Source organism: Streptomyces albidicamelliae, from assembly GCF_025642175.1.
In the GTDB taxonomy this organism is placed as follows: domain Bacteria; phylum Actinomycetota; class Actinomycetes; order Streptomycetales; family Streptomycetaceae; genus Streptomyces; species Streptomyces albidocamelliae.
In genome coordinates, this window is sequence record NZ_CP106795.1 from 3503997 (window position 1) to 3524511 (window position 20515).

Below are 20515 nucleotides of genomic sequence, written 5' to 3' on the forward strand. Positions count from 1 at the left end.
ACGAGAATCGATCAGTCCGTGCCAGGGGGTCGGGACACAAAGCGAGAGGCCCACGTCACACGGACGTGGGCCTCTCGCACAGTCAATGACACCGACCCGCCATGCTCGCCTCGCGGCAAGTGGTCCCTCTGAGGGACGAAGGTTGGGCCCGGGGGCTTGGATCGGGCCGGTGCCACGTCAAGGCTAACAAACGGATGCCCGGGGCCATTCCTTCTGCGCCGAGTTCACAGGAATCAGTCCCTGAGCAGGTCGGGCACGCCGGTCCCGTCCGGCTCGTCCCGCTCCCCCGACACCACCGTCAGCTGCTGGGTGGCCCGGGTCAGCGCCACGTACAGCACGCGCAGCCCGGCCGGGGACTCGTCGGCGATCTCGGCGGGCGAGACGACGACCGTGGCGTCGTACTCCAGGCCCTTGGCCTCCAGGCTGCCGAGCGCCACGACCCGGTCGCCGAGCCCGGCCAGCCAGCGGCGGGCCTCCTCGCGCCGGTTCATCGCGACGACCACGCCGATCGTGCCGTCCACGGCCGCGAGCAGCCGCTCGGCCTCGGCCCGCACGGTCCGCTGGAGGGACTCGCGCACGACGGTGAAGCGCGGCTCGACCCCGGTGGACCGTACGGCCGACGGCGCCTCGGAGCCGGGCATGGCGAGCGCGAGGACCCTCGCGGCCAGCTCGGCGATCTCGGCGGGGTTGCGGTAGTTCACGGTGAGCTGGAAGCGGCGCCGGGGACGGGTGCCGAGGGCCTCGTCGCGGGCCTCGGCCGCCTCGTCCGGGTCGGACCAGGAGGACTGGGCCGGGTCGCCGACGACCGTCCAGGTGGCGTGCCGTCCGCGGCGGCCGACCATGCGCCACTGCATCGGGGTGAGGTCCTGCGCCTCGTCCACGATGACGTGCGCGTACTCGGTGCGCTCCTGCGCGAGGCGCTCGGCGCGCTCCCGCTGCGACTCCTCGCGTACCGGCATCAGCTCCTCCAGGCCGGTGAGCTGGTCCAACGGGTCGAATTCGCGCTTCTTGCGGGGGCGGGCCGGGGCGCCGAGGATCGCCTGGAGCTCGTCCAGCATGGCGATGTCGTGCACCGAGTGGCCGTCCCGCTTCAGGGCGCGGGCGACCTTGCGGACCTCGCCGGGGTTGAGGATGCGGCGGGCCCAGCGGCCGAGCCGCTTCTCGTCCGCCATGGCGGAGAGCACCGCCCTGGGGGTCAGCTCGGGCCACCAGGCGTCGAGGAACGCGATGAAGGAGTCCTCGGTCGTGACGTCCTCGTCGAAGGAGGAACGCAGTTCGGCGGCGAGCTCCGGGTCGGTGTGCCGGCCGGCGGCGCCGGATCTCGCCCACAGGGCGTCCAGCAGCAGCTTGCGGGCGCGCGGGCGGAGCAGGTTGACCGGTGCGGTGCCGCCGAGGGCGTTGCGGCGGATGCGTTCCAGCTCACCGGCCTCCAGTTCGAGGCGGCGGTTGAAGGCGACGACCCTGAGCCGGGCCGGCGGGCCGCTCGGGGGCGCGGTCCCGGTCTCGGCCTCGGTGTCGTCGTCGAGGGCGAGCTGCCCGGCCGGCGCGCCGCCGCCGGGGCCCAGTTCCAGGGCGCCGCGGGCCGCCTTGCGCAGCACCTTCAGCATCCGGTACGAGCCCTTGGCGCGGGCCACGGACGGGGAGTCGTAAAGGGTGGCCTCCGCGCCGTCGACCAGGGAGCCGATCGCGCGGATCGCGACCTGGCCCTCCTCGCCGAGCGAGGGCAGCACGCCCTCGGTGTAGGCGACGAGCAGCGGGGTCGGGGAGACGATCAGGATGCCTCCCGCGTACCGTCTGCGGTCCTGGTAGAGCAGGTAGGCCGCGCGGTGCAGGGCGACCGCGGTCTTGCCGGTGCCGGGGCCGCCCTCCACGTAGGTGACGGAGGCGGCGGGGGCGCGGATGACCAGGTCCTGCTCCGCCTGGATGGACGAGACGATGTCCCGCATGGTGTGGCTGCGGGCCTGGCCGAGGGCGGCCATGAGGGCGCCGTCGCCGATCGCGGGCAGGGTGCGGCCGTCGAGGCGGGCGGTCAGCTCGGGGCGCATCAGGTCGTCCTCGACCCCGAGGACCCGGCGGCCCTTGGAGCGGATGACCCGGCGCCTGACGACCCGGCCGGGGTCGACGGGCGTGGCCCGGTAGAAGGGCGCGGCGGCGGGCGCCCGCCAGTCGATGACCAGCGGGGAGTAGTCCTGGTCGAGGACGCCGATGCGGCCGATGTGCAGGGTCTCGGCGATGTCGGCGGTGTTGTCCGGCCGCACGGCGCCCTCGGCCGGCTCCACCGCCGTGTACGCGCCGTCGGGGCCCTTCTTGCCGTCCTTGCCGAGCAGCAGGTCGATACGGCCGAAGAGGAAGTCCTCGAACTCGTTGTTGAGCCGGTTCAGGTGGATGCCGGCCCGGAAGACCTGCGCGTCCCGCTCGGCCAGCGCGCCCGGGGTGCCCACCTGGCCGCGCTTGGCCGCGTCGTGCATCAGGAACTCGGCTTCGTGGATCTTCTCCTCGAGCCGCCGGTACACCCGGTCCAGGTGTTCCTGTTCGACGCTGATCTCCCGGTCACGGACGGAGTCTTCGCCGTGTACCGGGCCGACCGCGGACTGCTGAACCTGAGCGGCCACCGGGCCCCCTTCTGACGTGCTGGGCAGCCGTCAACCGTACGCGAAGGGGACCCGACAAAGCTACGCCGTCTACGCGTCCACCTGGACGAGCTTCTTGCCCTCGAAGGTGACGACCTCGAAGTGGTCGATCTCGTTCGGCTGGAAGGCCGCGGCCCCGCCGATGTAGAGCGGCTTCTTGGACTCCGGTGTCTTGCCGTCCTCGATGCCGTAGCCCCAGTTCGGCACGGACCACGACGACATCGTGACGCGCTGGCCGTTCTTGGCGACGAGGACCAGGGAGCACTTGAGCGGGCCCTTGACGTTCTTCAGCTCCAGGACCGCCTGGGTGCCCCAGGCCTTCTGCGCCATGCCGACGGTGGCGCTGACGTGGGTCGACGGGTCGGTGCCCGACGCCTTGTCGGCCATCGTCCGGAACTGGTCCTGGGCCGGGGAGGCGGTGACCTGCCCACCGCTGTCCGAGCCGCTGTTCACCGCCACCGCGGCGAGCGGGCCGGCGATGATCAGCGCGGCCGCCGCGGCGATCATGTAGAAGCTGCGCCGGCGCTTCTGGGCGCGGTGCTCGGAGACCTCGTCGACCAGCTTCTCCACCAGCCGGGGGCTGGGCTTCGCCGACAGCGACTCGCCGATCGCCGGGGTGCTGCCGGAGCCCGGCAGGTCCGCGAGGGCGGCCAGCATCGGCTCCATCCCGGCCAGTTCGTCCAGCTGCTGGGCGCACCACTCGCACCCGGCGAGATGGGTCTCGAAAGCGGTTGCCTCGGCGTCGTCGAGAATCCCGAGGGCGTAGGCACCGACGGTCTCGTGCTCGCTCGGCACCGAAGATCCCTGGCTGGGGTTCATGGGTCCAGAAATACCCGGACCACCCGGTCCGAATCCTTGCATTCCCCCGTATCCGCTGCTCATCACGCCGTCACCCCCCGCTCCTCCAGTGCCAGCTTCATCGACCGCAGGGCGTAGAACACCCGGGAGCGGACGGTGCCACTCGGAATGCCCAGCGTCTCGGCCGCCTCGTTGACGGTACGCCCCTTGAAGTACGTCTCGACGAGGACCTCCCGGTGGGCCGGGGTCAGGTCGTCGAGCGCGTCCGACAGCGTCATCAGCCACAGCGCCTTGTCGATCTCGTCCTCCGCGGGGATGACCTCCAGCGGCGACGGATCGACCTCCTGCGGCCGGGCCTGCCGGCTGCGGTGGCCGTCGATGACGATGCGACGCGCGACCGTCACCAGCCAGGGGCGTACCGATCCGGTCGCCCGATTGAGCTGACCGGCGTTCTTCCAGGCACGGATGAGCGTTTCCTGTACGACGTCCTCGGCGCGCTGCCGATCACCGGCGACCAGCCGGAGGACATACGCGAGCAGAGGTCCGGCGTGCTCCCGGTACAGGGCACGCATCAGCTCCTCGTCAGGTTCCGAGGGCATTGAGGACATGCGATGTCGGGCCCTCGATCCACGTTCATTGGCCACGGCCGCATCCTTGCGCACGCCCACCTCCGGTGTCCGGGGGTTCCCCCAGTCGGTCGCTCGCCCACCCGTACGGAAGGAAGGGGCGGGGCGTTCAAACCGGAGTGACAGATTTCTCGGGGGTGACGTGACGAGGGGGACATGGGTGCACATTCCCACCGCGTGATCTTTGCATTTCCGACACATCGTCGGAGGTCCCGTGAGCTACCCGTGTAGACACCAACAAAAACGTGGTGTAACCGAAATCACTTGCGACAGGGGCCCTTCGAGCCCCTCAGGCGCGGGCCAGCGCGGCCCGGCGCCGGTGCCGGGCGACCCGTTCGCGGTTGCCGCAGACCTCGCTGGAGCACCAGCGCCGGCGCCGCCCGCGGGAGGTGTCCAGGTACACGAGCGGGCAGTTGTCGCCCTCGCACTCGCGTACGGCGGCCCGCGCGACGGGATCGGTGAGCAGCTCGACCGCGTCCCGGGCGACCACCGCGAGCAGGGCCGCGCACTTGGGCGGACCGGCCAGCTCGCGGACCAGCGTGCCGTCGGCGCCGCGCACCGCGCGCGGGGCGGGCGGCGCGGCGCGGGCGGTCTCGTTGACCCGGGCGAGCGCACTCTCGTACGTCCGCGGGTCGGCCGTGCACGGGATGCGCACCAACTGCCCGATCACTCCGCGCAGTTCACGGAAGCCCACCAGCCAGGAGGCGTCCGCGTGGGCCAGCGGTGTGCCCGGGGGCACCAGGGCGGCGCCGGTGATCCAGACGCGCAACGGACCGACGGCGTCCAGCCGTTCGGCCGGGTGCGCGGTCGCGAGGAGATCCAGACAGATCCGCCCGGCGTCGAACCGCGGCTCGTTCGGGGGCGTGGCCGTACCCAGTGCCATGTGCCTGTCACCGCCTAGGACAGGGGGAACCGTTCCGTCGCACCTCTCACAGTGCCCGCCCGGGCACGTCTGAGGAACCCCCCGTACCGCCGCCGGTACGCGGGCGGCCGCGGGCGGGGCTGGACGCCCGCGTATGCGGCTGCGCGCCTCGGCCATGTCCCCGGCGGGACCGGGCGGGTTGGCTGGAGGACATGACGCATCCGAGACAGACACCGCGGCCGGCACGGGCCGGCCGGACCGTGCTGGGCGCCGCCACCGTCGCCATGGGGCTGATCGCCGGGGTCTTCTACGCCTTCGCCTGCGCGGTGATGCCCGCGCTGGCCCGTGCGGACGACCGGACGTACGTGGCCGTCATGCGCGACATCAACGACGTGATCCAGAACCCGGTGTTCTTCCTGAGCTTCCTGGGGGCGCTGGTGCTGACGGCGGTCTCGGCGTGGCAGCTGCGCGGCTCGGCGGGCGGCCGCTGGGCGGGGGCGGCCCTGGTGGCGTACACGCTGGCGTTCCTCGTCACCGTGGCGTTCAGCGTCCCGCTGAACGACGCGCTGGCGGGCGGAGGCACCCCGGCCTCGCTCCGCGAGCACTTCGAGGGTCCGTGGGTGGCGTGGAACGTCGTCCGGACGGTGCTGTCGACGGTGGCGCTGGGCTGCCTGGCCCGGGCGCTGCTGCGCATGGGCGCCGCCGCCCCGGCCGGCGGGCGGAGGCACCCCGCGCCGGACGCCGCGGCCCCCTCCGGCCCGCTCCCCTCGCACGCCCCTGGCCGTCCGCGCACCTCGCGCCAGACGCCCCCGTCTCCGCGCTAGTCGTCCGCGTACTTCGCGTCCGCGGCCGGGTCCAGCGCCAGCCGGTACCCGCGCTTGACCACGGTCTGGATCAGCTTCGGCGTCCCCAGGGCGCCGCGGAGCCGGGCCATGGCGGTCTCCACCGCGTGCTCGTCGCGCCCGGCGCCCGGCAGCGCCCGCAGCAGCTCCGCCCGGGGCACCACCCAGCCCGGCCGCCGGGCCAGCGTCCGCAGCAGCGACATCCCGGCCGGCGGCACCGGCTTCAGCTCCCCGTCCACCACCACCGCGTGCCCCCGGATCTCCACCCGGTGCCCGGCGACCGGCAACGCGCGTGCCCGGGAGGGCAGTTCCTGGCACAGCAGCTGCACGAGCGGCCCGAGCCGGAACCGCTCCGGCTGCACCGTGTCCACCCCGCGCGCCTGGAGGGGCACGGCCGTGACCGGGCCGACGCAGGCCGCCAGCACGTCGTGGCCGAGGGCCGCGAGCAGGTCACCGGTCAGGCCCCGCTCCTCCGCCCGCGTGAGCAGGGAGACCGCGGCCGGCGCGCTGGTGAAGGTGAGGGCGTCGAGTCCGCGGGAGACGGCCGCGTCCAGCAGCCGGTCGAGCGGGCCGACGTCCTCCGGCGGCAGCCAGCGGTACACCGGCACCGGCACGACCTCCGCTCCCCCGGCCCGGAGCGCCTCCACGAACCCGGGCAGCGGCTCGCCGTGCAGCTGCACGGCGACGCGGCGTCCGTCGACGCCCTCCTCCAGGAGCCGGTCGAGCACCTCGGCCATGGACTCCGACGACGGCGACCACTCCTCCGTCAGCCCGGCCGCCCGGATCGCCCCCTTCACCTTGGGGCCGCGGGCCAGCAGCTCGGCCCCCCGCAGCCGGCCCAGCAGCTCCTCGCCGAGACCCCAGCCGTCGGCGGCCTCGACCCAGCCGCGGAAACCGATCGCGGTGGTGGCCACGACGACGTCCGGCACCTCATCGAGAATGTCCTTGGTGGCGGCGAGGAGTTCACCGTCGTCGGCGAGCGGCACGATCCGCAGGGCGGGCGCGTGCAGCACGGCGGCGCCGCGCCGCTGGAGCAGGGCGCCCAGTTCGTCGGCCCGGCGTGCCGCGGTGACCCCCACGGTGAAACCCGCGAGGGGACCGTGCTGCTGCTCTTCGTCGTCCATGACTCTCCTAGCTGACCGGCACGCCGACCGAGCCTGTCAACAGCTCGTGACAGGCTCGGTTCGGCTCGATGTCACCGGTGTTACGTCACACCTCGGCATAGCTGAGCTGGTCCTTCGTCTCCGGCGCGGCCACCGTGGCCGGAACCCGCCCGGCCGGGCGGCGAAGGTATACGGCCCAGGTGACCGCGAAGCAGACGCCGTAGAAGGCGAGGAACACGGCGAACGCGCCGGTGCCGGAGCCGTAGGACAGGTAGGACTGCCGGAAGGCGAGGTTGATGCCGACGCCGCCCAGCGCGCCCACCGCCCCGATGAGCCCCATCGCGGCACCCGACAGCCGTCGCGCGTGACCGACGGCCTCCTCGCCCGTCAGCCCCCGGGCGAGCGCCTTGGCCTGGAAGATGCCGGGGATCATCTTGTACGTCGACCCGTTGCCGAGCCCGCTGAGCACGAACAGGACCACGAAGACGGGCACGAACACCGCCAGCGACTTCTGCATGCCGGCGACGAGGAGGACGGCGGTGGCGGCGGCCATGCCGACATAGTTCCACAGGGTGATCCGGGCACCGCCGAACCGGTCGGCGAGCCGTCCGCCCACGGGCCGGACGAGGGAGCCGAGCAGCGGGCCGACGAAGGTGAGGTAGGCGGCCTGCAGCGGGGTGCGCCCGAACTGGTTGGTCAGCACCTGCCCGAAGGCGAAGCTGTACCCGATGAAGGACCCGAACGTCCCGACGTAGAGGAAGGCCATGATCCACGTGTGGGCGTCCCGGACCGCGTCCCGGGCCGCGCCGGTGTCGTTGCGCACGGACGCCAGGTTGTCCATGAACAGCGCGGCGAGGACGGCCGCGACGACGATCAGCGGGATGTAGATCCCGAGCAGGACGCGCGGGCCGCCGCTCGCGCCGATGACCGCGAGCGCGACGAGCTGGACGACGGGCACGCCGATGTTGCCGCCGCCCGCGTTGAGACCGAGCGCCCACCCTTTCTTCCGCAGCGGGAAGAACGCGTTGATGTTGGTCATGGAGGAGGCGAAGTTGCCGCCGCCGATGCCGGCCAGCAGTCCCACGAGCAGGAACGTGGTGAACGAGGTCCCCGGCTCCATCACCGCGAACGCGGCGACCGTGGGCACGAGGAGCAGTGCCGCCGAGACGACCGTCCAGTTGCGGCCGCCGAAGAGCGCCACGGCGAAGGTGTACGGCACCCGGACGACGGCACCGACCAGGGTGACCACCGAGGTCAGCAGGAACTTGTCGGCCGGGCTCAGTCCGTACTCCGGGCCCATGAACAGCACCAGCACGGACCACATCGTCCAGACCGAGAACCCGATGTGCTCGCACAGGACGGAGTAGAACAGGTTCCGCCGGGCGGTCCTCTCGCCCCGCTCCTTCCAGAAGGCCTCGTCCTCCGGATCCCAGTGCTCGATCCAGCGGCCCCTCCTGCTCGCGGCGGGGGCTGTGCTCGGGGCTGTCATGACGCCTCCACGGTGTTTCGGGGCCGGATGCCGGTGACTGGCTGGTCCCGAAGGTAGGGAAGGCGCGTTTCCTGCCTGTGGCGACGGGTGAAGGGAAGGGAACGTTGCTCTCACGCGGGCGGAGCGCGGCCGGTGAGGGCCGCGCTCGCGCCGCGGGGCCGCCGGTCAGGCCGCCTTGCGCCGGCCCCCGCCCCGCTTCGCCCCGTTCGGCCACAGGCGCGGGCCGCGCTTGGCCGCGATGTCCTCGATCCAGCCGAAGGCCAGGACGGTCAGGCCGATCAGCGGCCAGACCAGGAAGAACATCCAGATCATGTAGGTGGTGTCGAGGGCCGCCACCGCACGGTCGCTCTGCATGAACGGCAGGTTGTAGGCCTGGTCGATGATCGGCACCGTGGCCATGATCAGCATGTTGTGCCACAGGTAGATCGTGACGGCACGGTTGTTGGAGAGCGTGACCAGCTTGTCCCAGCGGGCCAGCCGGCCGGGCAGTTCCTGCCAGGACGGGGAGTACTGCAGGAGGATCACCACGAACCCGAACGACCACAGGGCCTGGGCCAGCGGGATGTCGTTGAGGTCCCAGCCGTCGGGGCCCAGGTGGCCGGAGGCCCACCACAGGCCGAAGGCCATCAGCAGCGCCGAGACGGAGACCGCGACGTAGCGGGGGATCCTCGCCAGCAGACCGTCGTGGTGGGCGAAGCCCAGGACCCAGCAGCCGCCGTAGACGGCGAAGTCCGTGACCGCGTTGCCGGTCTCGCCGGGGATCGTGACGACGCCCGTGCCGACGATCGCCGTGAGCATCAGCGGGGCGCACACGGTCGGCCAGGGGAAGCGGCGGAACGCCCGGAGCAGCAGGGGCGAGGCCACCACGAACACGAGGTAGGCGCGCAGGTACCAGAGCGGACCGGCCGCCTGTACCGCCCAGGTGTCCTCCAGCAGGCCCGACTTGGAGCCGATGTGCCAGGGGAACGGCGGTGCGCCGAACGGGATGACGTAGTCGACGAGCTTGATCAGGCCCCAGGTGCCGCCGTTGTCCGGGTCCTTCACCGGGTTCCAGCCGCCCGCGAACATCAGCGTCAGCGCGACGACGCTGAACGCCCACAGGGGCGGCAGCAGCCGGCGCACCCTGCTCTTGACCACACCGGCCGCGGGTCGGTTCAGGGACCGTGCCATCAGCGAGCCCGCGAGCGCGAACATCACGCCCATGGAGGGGAACAGGACCGTCAGCCAGGCCCAGCCGAACAGGTGGTAGACGACCACGCGGACCAGCGCGATCGAGCGCAGGAGGTCCAGGTAGCGGTCACGGCCCGGCTTCTTCGGCGCGGGCGCCGGATCGGGCGCCTGAGCGCCCTGCGCGTCCGGGACGCCCGGCGGGTCCGTGACGCCCCGGGGAGCCGGGGCGGGCTCGACGGTGCGCTGCTGCGGGAAGCCGTACGACGGCGTCGACTCCGGCGTTCCGGTCGTGTATCCGTGGGTCATGCCACGGGCCTCCGATCACTGCTGCTCCGGCGTCTGCGCTGGGTCGGCACCGGCCCGCCGGGGGCCTCGACGACACCCGTGCGCCGGAGCTTCTGCCAGCGCAGCCGGCCGCCGGTGAGCGCCGTGATCCAGGACTGGAGCAGCACGACGTACATGAGTTGGCGGTAGAGGATCTGCTGCAGGGGCAGCGAGATGAGGTGGGTCATGCGCTCCTTGTCCAGGCGGAACGCGTAGGCCGCGCAGAACGCCTGGATCGCGAGGACGCCCAGCCAGGCGACGATCGTCTTCTGGGTCGGGCCGAAGACCACGCCGTAGAGCAGGAACACGTCGATCAGCGGCGCCAGGAGCGGGGCCAGCACCATGAACAGGGAGACCAGCGGCAGGCCCACCCGGCCGAAGCGGCCCGACGGACCCCGGTCCACCAGGGCCCGGCGGTGCTTCCAGATCGCCTGCATGGTGCCGTAGGACCAGCGGTAGCGCTGGGACCACAGCTGCTGCACGGACTCGGGGGCCTCGGTCCACGCGCGCGCGTTCTCGGCGTAGACGACCCGCCAGCCGTCGCGGTGGAGGGCCATCGTGATGTCGGTGTCCTCGGCGAGCGTGTCGTCGCTCATGCCGCCCACGCGCTGGAGGGCGGACCGGCGGAACGCCCCGACCGCGCCCGGGATCGTCGGCATGCAGCGCAGGACGTCGTACATCCGGCGGTCCAGGTTGAAGCCCATCACGTACTCGATGTGCTGCCAGGCGCCGATGAGCGAGTCGCGGTTGCCGACCTTGGCGTTGCCGGCGACGGCGCCGACGCGCGGGTCGCCGAAGGGCTGGACGAGTTCGCGGACCGTCGACGGCTCGAAGACGGTGTCGCCGTCCATCATCACGACCAGGTCGTACCGGGCGTTCGCCAGGCCCCGGTTGAGGGCGGCGGGCTTGCCCGCGTTCAGCTGGCGCACGACCCGCACGTTGGGCAGGCCCATCGCCTCGACGATCCGCGCGGTGCCGTCCGTGGATCCGTCGTCGACGACGACGACCTCGATCGGATGCTCGCTCGCCATGAGGGAACGCACCGTGTTCTCGATGCACTTGGCCTCGTTGTACGCGGGCACCAGCACCGACACCGGCTCGGTCACCGCCGGTCCCCAGCCGAAGCCCTTGCGGCGCACCCGGCGGGCGTGGGCGGCGGAGAGCAGCAGCATCAGCACGAACCGCGAGATGACGAGGAAGCCGATCACGGCGAGGCCGACGACCATCACGGACGTGATGCCGTCCGCGGCGGAGACCAGGAAGATCCAGGCCTTGCCCTTCCACAGGTCGAGCCCGGACACCCGGGTGAGCGCGCTGTCGGCGCCGAGGGCCTCGGTGAGGTTGTCGAACCGGTAGCCCTGCTGCTGGAGCGTGGGCAGGAACCTGTCCAGGGCCTGCACGGTCTGGTGCCGGTCGCCGCCGGAGTCGTGCATCAGGACGATCGCGCCCTTGCCGCCGTGCGGGGTGGCCCGGCGGATGATCTCGTCGACGCCCGGCTTCTTCCAGTCCTCGCTGTCGGTGTTGTTGACGACCGTGATGTAGCCGCGGGTGCCGATGTACTCGGTGACCGGCCAGGACTTGTCGTCCATGGCGTCGGCGAAGGAGGAGTACGGCGGCCGGAACAGCGAGGTGCGCACGCCGGCGGCGCCGGTGATGGCGAGCTGGTTGGTGGACAGCTCCCAGTCGATGCGCTTCTTGCTCTGGTAGGACAGGTCGGGGTGGTTGAAGGTGTGCAGGCCGACCTCGTGGCCCTCGTCCACCATCCGCTTGACCAGCTCCGGGTAGCGGGAGGACATGGTGCCGGTCACGAAGAAGACGGCGTGCGCGTGGTGCTTCTTCAGCACGTCGAGGACCTTCGGGGTCCACTCGGGGTCGGGACCGTCGTCGAAGGTGAGGACGAGACGGTGGTCGGGGACGCCCAGGCTGGTGGTACGGCCGCTGCGGGTGTCGATGATCGGTCCGCCCTCGAGGATCTTCTCCGGCACCTTGTCGGTGGCGGCCTCGGGCTGGATGCGGTGGTCGGCCAGGATCTCGCTGTGGACGTAGCCGCGCAGCATCAGCATCGCCACGAGCGCGACGAGGAGCAGCAGCGGCAGCAGCAGGCGCATGGGCAGGCGTCGGCGCCGGGAGCCGTCACGGGCTTCTGATGGGGGACCGTGACGGCGGATACGGGATGCCATCAGAGGTTGTGCTCCGGGGACGGGAGGTTCGAGGAGCCGGCGGACAACGTTTCCGCCGCGACGGGTACGGGGGCCCGCGGGCCCTCGGCGACCGGCCGGTGGGTGAGTGCGCCGCCGAGGCCGCCGCCGCCGGAGTCCGCCGGCGCGGAGGGGTCGGCGGATTCGGTGGCCGGGCCGCTCGTGGCGGTCTCGGTGCTGTTCTCCGGGGTGGAGGGGGTGGCGCGGGGGACGAACTGTCCTTGCCGCCCGTGCCCTTGGTGGTCTGGTCGGCCGACGGGCGCGCGTCGGGCGAGCCGCCCCGGTCGACCACGTCGATGTCCTCGCCGCTGCCGGGCACCTGGGCGGTGGCGCCGGGCGCCGCGGTGGAGCCGCCGCTCGGCGACAGCGTCTCGTCGGGTGCGGCGCTTCCGGTGCCGGTGGCGGTGGCCGAGGGCCGGGCCGAGTCGGCGGGCGCCGGTGAGGTGCCGACCCGGCCGGCCGGAGCCTGCTCGTTCTGACCGGGCACCGGCAGCCACGGCGCGTCGGAGCTGCCGGACATCAGGGTGGCGACGATGACGACGGCGTAGACCGCGCAGGCGACGGCCACCAGCATGCCGATACGGCGGAAGCGGCGGCTGCGGCGGCCCGACTCGTCGACGAAGACCGGCCCGTCGGCGTCGGCACCGCGCGCGGCCCCGGCGGCCGGGCTCAGCTGTACGTCGCCGAGCTGCACGGCGTCGAGCTGGACCGTCACCTCGTGCGGATCGTGCGTGGCGTCGCCGGTCAGCCCGGCGGTGGCGCCGCCCGCCGGCGCGGACATCGAGTCGGCCGCGGTCGTCGTGGACTCGTCCCAGGGATCGCGGAGGGTGCCGGTGGTGCCGGTGGGCGTCCGCGGGCCGCGGGCGTCCGCGGGTGCGGCGCTCCAGCCGGCGGCCACCGGGCGCGGTGCGGAGCGCGCTGCCGGGGAGTGCCCGTGGCCGGCGGCCGCGGGCAGCACGGCGGTCCGTTCGGCTTCGGCGGCGGGCAGGACGGTGGTCCGATCGTCGTCGCGCGCCGGTGCACGGCGGAAGTCGGCCGGTCTCGGGACACCGCGGGGAGCGGTCCGCTGCGCGGGTGGGCGCGGCATCGCGACCGCCTCGCCGGCGTCGGTCAGGGCGGTGCGACCGCCCCGGCGTACGCCGTCGAACGATTCTCTGTCCGGAAAACGCCCCCCACTGGGAACGGCCCCGGACTCCGGGAAGGTCCCGTACGCCCGAAACGTTCCGCTCTCCGACGAGGCATGGGTGTCACCCCCCGTCACCGGCAGGTCCCGCGTCGCTGATGCGACTTCGGGCTGTTCCGGTTGGGCGTCTTCTCGCCACTCTTTCACGTGCGCACATCCCCCCACGGGACTGTTCCGGAGGCGCTCACGACCCGCGCACCCGTCGACCGAACCAGGCCCCCACCCAGCCCGAGCGCCCCCTTTACCACAATGTGCCCGGGCCATGAATGTAGCGCACGCGAGGGAGTCGTGTTCGCCACGTGTCACCTTTGGACGCTCATCACACCATCATCAGTGGCCGGAATCCATCCATCATCGGGCCGTCGCAGCCACTGTTCCGCCCCCGCGAGCTCGGCCGCCGCCCTGCGCAGCGCGTCCAGTCCCGGGTGGACCAGCCCCTTCCGCCAGACCAGGGAGACGGGCGAGAGCGGCACCGGATCGACGAGGGGCCGGCGGACCGTTCCGGGCATGGCCGGAAAGTCCACCACGGCCAGTACCGGGTTGCGGGTCTTGGCCATGATCCGCACGAACTCCTCGTCCCCGACGGCCAGCGGAAGGGGTGAGGCGAGCCGGATGCCGTGTCCCTCGAAGAGGTGACGGGCCAGATCGGTCCACTCGCGGGTGCGCGGGTTCCCGGCACCGGCGTACACCTCCTCCCCGGCGAGCGCGGCGACCGGCACCCGGGGCAGGTCCGCGAGCGGATGCTCCTCGGGCAGGACGACGGCCATCGGCTCGTAGCGCACCGGCTGCTGCTCGAGACCGGACCGCAGAGCCGGTTCCAGGCCCGCCCAGCGACCGAAGGAGGCGTCCAGTCGGCCCGCCAGCAGTTCGGCGGCCGCTCCGGTGAGGCCGCTCTCGTAACGGGCCATCAGTTCGCAGTCCGGGGCGAGTTCGCGGGCCCGGTGCAGCACGCGGCGGCCGGTGGCCAGACCCGGCGAGTTGAGGTCCACGAGCAGCGGGCGGGCCTGCCCGAACGCGGCGAGCAGGTCGTCCTGGGCGGCGAGGACCCGCCGCGCGTGCGGCAGCAGCCGCTCGCCGTCGGCGGTCGGGGTCACCTGCCGGGTGGTCCGCACGAACAGCTCCACGCCCAGCTCCCGCTCCAGCCGCCGTACGTCCCGGCTGAGTGCCTGCTGGGCGACGTAGAGGCGGGCGGCGGCCCGGGTGAAGTGGAGTTCCTCGGCGACGGCGACGAAGGCGCGCAGCAGGCGGGGGTCTATGTGGGCGGGCGCGGACATGGCGGCGAACTTACAACACGGGTGCGTCAATCGGCGCCGAGAAGGTGTTGGACCGGGTGATCCACCGCGGGTGACCGTGGAGCCATGCCGCAACAGACCACCGAGGCCGGGCGGACACCGGCCGCAGCACCTCCGGCAGCCGGCTACCGCCGCCTGTTCTCCCTTCCGGGCACCCGCGCCTTCACCAGCGGCAACCTCCTCGCCCGGCTTCCGATGGGCATGTTCTCCGTGAGCGCCGTCGTGATGATCGCCGGGTCCCGGGGCTCGTACGCGCTCGCCGGTGCCGTCACCGCCACGGGTCTCGGCGCTACCGCGGTGGCCGGCCCCTGGATCGCCCGGCGCGTCGACCGGCACGGGCAGGCGCGGGTGGCCGTGCCGGCCACGCTCGTCGCCGTGCTCGGCAGCCTGGCGCTGCTGCTGTGCGTGCGCTACGGCGCTCCCGACTGGACGCTGTTCGCCGCCTACGCGGCCACGGCCGCGACCCCCAACACCGGTGGTCTCTCCCGCGCCCGGTGGGCGCACCTGCTCCGGGACGACCCGGACGCGCTGCACACCGCCAACTCCTTCGAGCAGGCCGCCGACGAACTGTGCTTCATGCTGGGGCCGGTCCTCGCGTCCTTCCTGACCGGCACGTTCTTCCCGGAGGCGGGCACGCTCGCCGGTGCGGTGCTGCTGCTGACCGGCATGCTGCTCTTCACCGCCCAGCGGGCGACCGAGCCGCCGCCCCTGGCCCGCTCGAAGGCGCCGTCACCGCTGCGCACTCCCGGCATCCCGCCGCTGCTGGCCTGCTTCACGGCCACGGGCGCGGTGTTCGGCTCGATGGAGGTCGTCACGATCGCCTACGCCGACGCGCAGGGGCACCGGGCCGCGGCGGGCGCGGTGCTCGCCCTCCAGGCGGCGGGTTCGTGCGCGGCGGGCCTGGTGTACGGGGCGGTGAAGCCGGCCGGGCTGGGCCTGACCCGGTGTCTGGCGGCGATGGCCGTGCTGATGACCTTGCCGTGGCTGTCCGCGACGCTGGCCGGTTCCCTGCCGGTGCTGGCCGGGTCGCTGCTGGTGGCGGGGATGGCGACCGCGCCGACCATGGTGACGGCGATGACGCTGGTGCAGGGGCGCACTCCGCCGGACCGGCTCAACGAGGGCATGAGCCTGGTGGTGACCGGGCTGCTCGCCGGTGTGGCCGGTGGTTCGGCGCTGGGCGGCTGGGCGGCCGAACACCTCTCCCCCGCGGCCGCGTTCCTGGTCCCGGCCGCCGCGGCCTGCCTCGCCCTGCTCATCGACTCGGCGGCCCGCGGCGCACGTTCACTGCGCCGGACCCCCTGAAGCCGGGCCCCGGCGAGGAGCGGGGCCCCTGGTGCCGAGGGTCAGGCCGCCGGGGCCGCGGCGATGCGGGCGGTGATCCGGCGGAGCCTCAGCATGGTGCGGACGGTGCGGATGCGCCAGGCGGTGAAGGCGAGGATGACGGCGCCGGTGAGGGCGGGCCACTTCCAGCGGCCGGCGGAGTCCGGGAGAGCGGTGTGGGCGGCCGGGCCGTCGACGAGGGCGGCCACGGTGGTGTCGGGGAGCTTGTCGAGGATGCCGTCGAGTGCGACGTCCTCGATACGCACGCTGTGGTCGTCGGACTCGAAGCGGCCGGCGCACGCCCAGCCGTCCTCCCAGAGGTCGTCCCAGTCGCCGGTGGCCCGCTCGCAGCTCGTGACGCGGACGGTGCCGGCCGTGCCGGTGACCTCGCGGAACCCGTGGATGGAGCCCATGACGGCGAGGAACAGCCCGAAGACCAGCCCGACGACGGCGAGGCTGATCTCGCGCGGCAGCGGCGGCAGGAGGCGGAGCAGGAACATGACAAGCCTCTACGTGCGGAAGAAAAGGGCGAAGGAAGGAGACGTGCACGCGGATCATGCCATGAACATGAAGAAGTGGGGCAGCCTTTTCCGGCGTCCGGCGCCACCCATGACGAAGGCCCCGCCGCCCGGAGGCGACGGGGCCTTCGCCCACATGGGTTGAGGAGGCTCGCGAGCCTCCCCGATCGTGGAGATGGCGGGAATCGAACCCGCGTCCACCGGTGCGGAAACAGGGCTTCTCCGTGCGCAGTTCGCTGTGCTTTTCTCAGCCCCGGCGATCACGCGAACAAGTCGCCGACGGGCTCAGTCACTGTTTGATTTCCCTCTTCACCCCGTGACCGGGATCAAGGTTTAGTCCCCTAGCTGATGCCAGGATCCGGGTCGGGAACAGCCCCGGGCTGACACTTCGCAAGTCGCTACTTAGGCAGCGAGGGCGAAGGAATCGCGCTTGGTGTTGGCGATTATTTGTTTCGGCCTGTGGTTTACGAGATCATGGCCGCTTCCTCGACACGCTTCCCCTGCTTCGACAGCCGCTGTCGAAACCGATCATCCCCATGTTGTTTTTTCAATCCCCTCCGGGGAGGGGGGTGCGCACCCTCTGTGGGGTGCTGTCCCATCGTACGTGACCAACGCACGCGGGTGCCAGCCTATTCCCGGCGGGCGGGTCAGACGCCCCGCTGCCTGCGCTTGGCCGCCGCGATCGCGCGGTCCGACTCCCGCCGGTCCTGCTTCTCCCGCAGGGTCTGGCGCTTGTCGTACTCCTTCTTGCCCCGGGCGAGGGCGATCTCGGCCTTGGCCCGGCCGTCCTTGAAGTACAGGGCGAGGGGCACGATCGTGTGACCCGTCTCCTGGGACTTGGTCTCCAGCTTGTCGATCTCCTCGCGGTGCAGGAGCAGCTTGCGCTTGCGGCGCACGGAGTGGTTGGTCCAGGTGCCCTGGCTGTACTCCGGGATGTGGGCGTTGTGCAGCCACGCCTCGTTCCCGTCGATCTGCACGAAGCCGTCGGTCAGCGAGGCGCGTCCCTGGCGCAGCGACTTCACCTCGGTACCGGTCAGCACGATCCCGGCCTCGTACGTGTCGATGATCGCGTAGTCGTGCCGGGCCTTCTTGTTCTGCGCGACGATCTTGCGCTTGCCGTCCTTGGCCGCCTTCGCGGCCCCTCCGCCCTGCTTGGGCTGGGACTCCTTGGGTACGTACATTCCCTTGCTCATAGTGCGGCCCATTTTCGCACCACGGAGGGGGTGCGGGGGAAGTGCATTAACGGCGGCTACGAGGGATCGCCCAGGCCGGTCAGGACCGTCTCGGCCCGCCGCAGCGCCTCGGGGCCCGCCTCCAGGTCGGGGGTGATGCCCCGGCCGTCGACCGACCGCCCGGACGGGGTGCGGTAGTGGCCGACGGTCAGTTCGGCCACGGAGCCGTCGGGGAGGTTCGTCGGCATCTGGACCGAGCCCTTGCCGAAGGTGCGGGAGCCGATCACCACCGCGCGGCCCCGGTCCTGAAGGGCACCGGTGAGCAGTTCCGCCGCGCTCATGGTGCCGCCGTCCACGAGGGCGACCAGGGGCCGGTCGGTGTCGCCGCCGGCCTCGGCGTGCAGAGCGCGCTGGGCGCCGTCGACGTCGTAGGTGGCCACCAGGCCGCCGTCGAGGAAGGCGGAGGCCGTGTCCACGGCCTCGGTGACCAGACCGCCGGAGTTGCCGCGCAGGTCGAGGACGACGCCCGCGTCGGCCGGGGCGTCGCGCAGGGCCGCGCGGACGGCACCGGCGGCTCCCTTGGTGAAGGCGGCGATGCGGACCACGGTGACCCCGCCGGGCAGTCTGCGCTCGGTCACGGAGTCGGTGGACAGCCGCGCCCGGTGCAGCGTCTCGGTCCACGCGCGCGTGCCGCGCGCCAGACCGAGGGTGACCGCCGTGCCCGCCGCGGCGTCCTTCGCGTCGCCGCGGAGTAAGGAGAGCACCTCGGTGACCGGCCGGCCGTCGACCGGGCGGCCGTCGACGCTGCGCAGCCGGTCGCCCCTGCGGACGCCGGCGGCGGCCGCGGGCGAACCGGGCTGCACCTTCGTCACCTCGATCCGGCCGTCCCGCTCGCGCCGGGCCCACAGGCCGACGCCGGTGTACCGGCCGTCGAGGGCCTCCTGGAACTCCTGGTACTCGCCCTCGGAGTAGACGGCGCCCCACCGGTCCCCGCTGCGGCTGACGGCCCGCTCGGCGGCCTCCGTGGGGGACTTGCCGTCGGCCATCGCCTCGGCGGCGGCCCGCTGCACGCTCTCGTGCCGGGTGGCGCCCCCCACCGGGCCCGGGACGGCCTCGCGCACGGGGTGCCCGGACTCCGGGAAGGACCCGGTGGCGGCGCCGGCGACCAGCACGCCGGCGAAGACCAATGTCAGGGCGGCCCCGCGGCGGGTGCGACGGGGCTGACAGAACAGGTCACGACCTGACATGGCGGTGAGTCTAGGACAACGCGAAGGGCCGTACGCGCCGATGCGCGTACGGCCCCCTTGGCATGCGTCACACCTTCAGGTACTTGCGCAGCGCGAAGAACGCCGCCAACGCCGGCATCAGCACACTCGTGGCGAGGATCAGCGGGAGCTTGGTCAACACCGCGTCCCAGCCGACGAAGTTGATGAGGGTGAGCTTGGTCGACAGGGCCATGCCGTGGTCGATCGTGAAGTACCGGCCGGCCACCAGGAAGACGCAGGCGAGGCCACCGCCGATGAGACCGGCGACGGCCGCCTCGGCGATGAACGGCGCCTGGATGTAGAAGCCCGAGGCGCCGACCAGGCGCATGATCCCGGTCTCACGCCGGCGGCTGAACGCGGAGACGCGCACGGTGTTGACGATCAGCAGCAGCGCGACGAGCAGCATCAGCGCCATCACGCCGAGCGCCGCCCGGTTCATCAGGTTGAGCAGCTGGAAGAGGTTGTCCAGGATGCCCTTCTGGTCCTGCACCGACTGCACGCCGTCACGCCCGTTGAACGCCGACGCGATCACCTGGTACTTCTGCGGGTCCTTGAGCTTGATCCGGTACGACTCCTGCATCTGGTCCGGCGTGAGCGTGCCGGCCAGCGGGGAGTTCCCGAACTGCTCCTTGTAGTGCTTGTAAGCCTGGTCCTGGGACTCGTAGTTGACCTTGTCGACGACCGGCATCTTGTCCAGGTCGGCGAGGATCTGCTTCTTCTGGTCCGCGGTGACCGCACCCTTGGCGCAGTTGACGTCCGACTCCGCGTCGTGCTTGTTGCACAGGAAGATCGAGACGTTGACCTTGTCGTACCAGTAGCCCTTCATGGTGCTGACCTGATCGCTCATCAGCAGCGAGCCGCCGAAGAGCGCCAGGGAGAGGGCTACGGAGACGATGACGGCGAAGGTCATCGTCAGGTTGCGGCGGAGACCCACACCGATCTCCGACAGGACGAACTGGGCGCGCATGGCGTCTGGTCAAGCCTTTCCGTCGTGAACTTGCTTAGTGCTGGTAGCCGTAGACGCCGCGGGCCTGGTCACGGACGAGGCGGCCCTTCTCCAGCTCGATGACGCGCTTGCGCATCTGGTCCACGATGTTCTGGTCGTGCGTCGCCATGATGACGGTGGTGCCCGTCCGGTTGATCCGGTCGAGCAGCTTCATGATGCCGACGGAGGTCTGGGGGTCGAGGTTGCCGGTGGGCTCGTCGGCGATGAGCAGCTTGGGCCGGTTGACGAAGGCACGCGCGATCGCCACGCGCTGCTGCTCACCACCGGACAGCTCGCCGGGCATCCGGTCCTCCTTGCCGCCGAGCCCGACGAGGTCGAGCACCTGCGGCACGGACTTGCGGATCTCGCCGCGGGACTTGCCGATCACCTCCTGCGCGAAGGCCACGTTCTCGGCGACCGTCTTGTTCGGCAGGAGGCGGAAGTCCTGGAAAACCGTCCCCAGCTGGCGGCGCATCTGCGGCACCTTCCAGTTGGACAGCCGCGCGAGGTCCTTGCCCAGCACGTGCACCTGGCCGTGGCTGCACCGCTCCTCGCGGAGGACGAGCCGCAGGAAGGTGGACTTTCCGGAGCCGGAGGAGCCCACGAGAAAGACGAACTCGCCCTTCTCCACCTCGAGGGAGACATCCCGCAGGGCCGGGCGGGTCTGCTTGGGGTAGACCTTGGAGACGTTGTCGAATCGGATCACGGATGCACCACGGGTCGCCGGGGGTAGATGAG

At 72.1% G+C, this 20515-nt stretch carries 17 protein-coding genes and 1 other RNA gene; 2 read left to right on the forward strand and 16 right to left on the reverse strand.

Annotated elements, in window-relative coordinates; translation table 11 throughout:
• Positions 1 to 233: 233 nt before the first annotated feature.
• From N8I86_RS16175 to N8I86_RS16190, 4 genes are all read right to left on the reverse strand, one after another.
• A complete protein-coding gene (locus N8I86_RS16175; RefSeq protein WP_263278090.1) occupies positions 234 to 2612 on the reverse strand; it encodes a HelD family protein in 2379 nt (792 codons plus the stop codon).
• 69 nt (positions 2613 to 2681) lie between these two features.
• A complete protein-coding gene (locus N8I86_RS16180; RefSeq protein ID WP_185091351.1) occupies positions 2682 to 3449 on the reverse strand; it encodes an anti-sigma factor family protein in 768 nt (255 codons plus the stop codon).
• A gap of 62 nt (positions 3450 to 3511) precedes the next feature.
• Positions 3512 to 4096, reverse strand: coding sequence for a sigma-70 family RNA polymerase sigma factor (locus N8I86_RS16185; RefSeq protein ID WP_073900196.1), 585 nt, complete (start codon positions 4094 to 4096; stop codon positions 3512 to 3514).
• 247 nt (positions 4097 to 4343) lie between these two features.
• Positions 4344 to 4937 carry a CGNR zinc finger domain-containing protein gene (locus N8I86_RS16190; RefSeq protein ID WP_073900194.1) on the reverse strand — a complete coding sequence of 198 codons (594 nt, stop codon included), beginning with the start codon at positions 4935 to 4937 and terminating at the stop codon, positions 4344 to 4346.
• Positions 4938 to 5128: 191 nt separating this feature from the next.
• Here N8I86_RS16190 and N8I86_RS16195 point away from each other — a divergent pair, with 191 nt between their 5' ends.
• On the forward strand, positions 5129 to 5740 hold the full coding sequence (locus N8I86_RS16195; RefSeq protein ID WP_079192748.1) for an anthrone oxygenase family protein: 612 nt from the start codon (positions 5129 to 5131) through the stop codon (positions 5738 to 5740).
• Here the strand turns inward: N8I86_RS16195 and N8I86_RS16200 are convergent.
• The 6 genes from N8I86_RS16200 to N8I86_RS16225 all read right to left on the reverse strand — a co-directional run bounded on the left by N8I86_RS16200 (position 5737) and on the right by N8I86_RS16225 (position 14499).
• Complete coding sequence (locus N8I86_RS16200; RefSeq protein WP_073900192.1) at positions 5737 to 6882, reverse strand: uroporphyrinogen-III synthase; 1146 nt, start codon at positions 6880 to 6882, stop codon at positions 5737 to 5739. The two genes, N8I86_RS16195 and N8I86_RS16200, sit on opposite strands and share 4 nt — an antisense overlap.
• A gap of 85 nt (positions 6883 to 6967) precedes the next feature.
• Positions 6968 to 8350 carry a nitrate/nitrite transporter gene (locus N8I86_RS16205; RefSeq protein WP_263278091.1) on the reverse strand — a complete coding sequence of 461 codons (1383 nt, stop codon included), beginning with the start codon at positions 8348 to 8350 and terminating at the stop codon, positions 6968 to 6970.
• A 165-nt stretch (positions 8351 to 8515) separates the two neighbouring features.
• Positions 8516 to 9826, reverse strand: a complete 1311-nt coding sequence (locus tag N8I86_RS16210; RefSeq protein ID WP_263278092.1) for an acyltransferase family protein — start codon at positions 9824 to 9826, stop codon at positions 8516 to 8518.
• A complete protein-coding gene (locus N8I86_RS16215) occupies positions 9823 to 12024 on the reverse strand; it encodes a glycosyltransferase (RefSeq protein ID WP_351945840.1) in 2202 nt (733 codons plus the stop codon). The genes N8I86_RS16210 and N8I86_RS16215 overlap by 4 nt, the downstream gene beginning before the upstream one ends.
• The gene (locus tag N8I86_RS16220) at positions 11978 to 13129 is read right to left on the reverse strand and encodes a hypothetical protein (protein ID WP_263278094.1); all 1152 of its coding nucleotides are present in this window, start codon (positions 13127 to 13129) and stop codon (positions 11978 to 11980) included. Before N8I86_RS16220 ends, N8I86_RS16215 begins: the two co-directional genes overlap by 47 nt.
• A 398-nt stretch (positions 13130 to 13527) precedes the next feature.
• Entirely contained in the window at positions 13528 to 14499 is a 972-nt protein-coding gene (locus tag N8I86_RS16225; RefSeq protein WP_073900179.1) for a LysR family transcriptional regulator, read from the reverse strand.
• 84 nt (positions 14500 to 14583) lie between these two features.
• Between N8I86_RS16225 and N8I86_RS16230 the strand changes: the two genes are divergently transcribed.
• Positions 14584 to 15819: an MFS transporter gene (locus N8I86_RS16230; protein WP_263278095.1), complete on the forward strand. Its 1236-nt coding sequence runs from the start codon at positions 14584 to 14586 to the stop codon at positions 15817 to 15819.
• A gap of 41 nt (positions 15820 to 15860) precedes the next feature.
• Here the strand turns inward: N8I86_RS16230 and N8I86_RS16235 are convergent, their stop codons facing one another.
• The 6 genes from N8I86_RS16235 to ftsE all read right to left on the reverse strand — a co-directional run bounded on the left by N8I86_RS16235 (position 15861) and on the right by ftsE (position 20483).
• Complete coding sequence (locus tag N8I86_RS16235; protein WP_263278096.1) at positions 15861 to 16337, reverse strand: hypothetical protein; 477 nt, start codon at positions 16335 to 16337, stop codon at positions 15861 to 15863.
• Positions 16338 to 16522: 185 nt separating this feature from the next.
• Positions 16523 to 16891: a transfer-messenger RNA gene (gene ssrA, locus N8I86_RS16240) on the reverse strand.
• A 111-nt stretch (positions 16892 to 17002) separates the two neighbouring features.
• On the reverse strand, positions 17003 to 17536 hold the full coding sequence (gene smpB / locus N8I86_RS16245) for an SsrA-binding protein SmpB (RefSeq protein ID WP_185091574.1): 534 nt from the start codon (positions 17534 to 17536) through the stop codon (positions 17003 to 17005).
• Between the two features lie 68 nt (positions 17537 to 17604).
• Positions 17605 to 18774: a S41 family peptidase gene (locus tag N8I86_RS16250; protein ID WP_263278097.1), complete on the reverse strand. Its 1170-nt coding sequence runs from the start codon at positions 18772 to 18774 to the stop codon at positions 17605 to 17607.
• Between the two features lie 67 nt (positions 18775 to 18841).
• Positions 18842 to 19759, reverse strand: a complete 918-nt coding sequence (ftsX, locus tag N8I86_RS16255) for a permease-like cell division protein FtsX (protein ID WP_073900170.1) — start codon at positions 19757 to 19759, stop codon at positions 18842 to 18844.
• A 34-nt stretch (positions 19760 to 19793) separates the two neighbouring features.
• Positions 19794 to 20483 carry a cell division ATP-binding protein FtsE gene (ftsE, locus tag N8I86_RS16260; RefSeq protein ID WP_031159396.1) on the reverse strand — a complete coding sequence of 230 codons (690 nt, stop codon included), beginning with the start codon at positions 20481 to 20483 and terminating at the stop codon, positions 19794 to 19796.
• Between the last annotated feature and the right edge of the window lie 32 nt (positions 20484 to 20515).